The organism is Pseudoalteromonas sp. P1-7a (assembly GCF_001401855.1).
Taxonomy (GTDB): Bacteria; Pseudomonadota; Gammaproteobacteria; order Enterobacterales; family Alteromonadaceae; genus Pseudoalteromonas.
In genome coordinates, this window is the sequence record NZ_LKDU01000098.1 from 1 (window position 1) to 461 (window position 461).

The 461-nt window shown below is 53.1% G+C and carries 1 protein-coding gene; it reads left to right on the forward strand.

Annotation, left to right across the window (positions count from 1 at the left end):
- Positions 1-461 (forward strand): Ig-like domain-containing protein (locus tag AN389_RS19645; RefSeq protein ID WP_146258103.1); only part of this gene is annotated, 461 nt, incomplete at both ends.

Below are 461 nucleotides of genomic sequence, written 5' to 3' on the forward strand. Positions count from 1 at the left end.
GAAGTATCGGTCACCGACGCCGCAGGCAATCAAACCACAGCCACCACCACCGGTGAGGTTGATACCGCTGCGCCCACAGTGGTTATTGATCCGATTGGCGATACTAATGACACCACACCGACTATTTCAGGCACAGCAACCGGTGAGCCAGAGGGCACGGTTGTTACGATCACCGTAACGGATGAAGCGGGTAACCCGCAAACCATTACGACCGAAGTGCAAGCCGATGGCACCTTTAGTGTGGATGTGCCAAATGAGTTAAGTGAAGGTGAATTTACCGTTGAAGTATCGGTTACCGACATCGCAGGCAATGAAACCACAGCCACCACAACTGGTGAGGTTGATACCGCTGCGCCCACAGTGGTTATTGATCCGGTTGGCGATACTAATGACACCACACCGACTATTTCAGGCACAGCAACCGGTGAGCCAGAGGGCACGGTTGTTACAATCACCGTAAC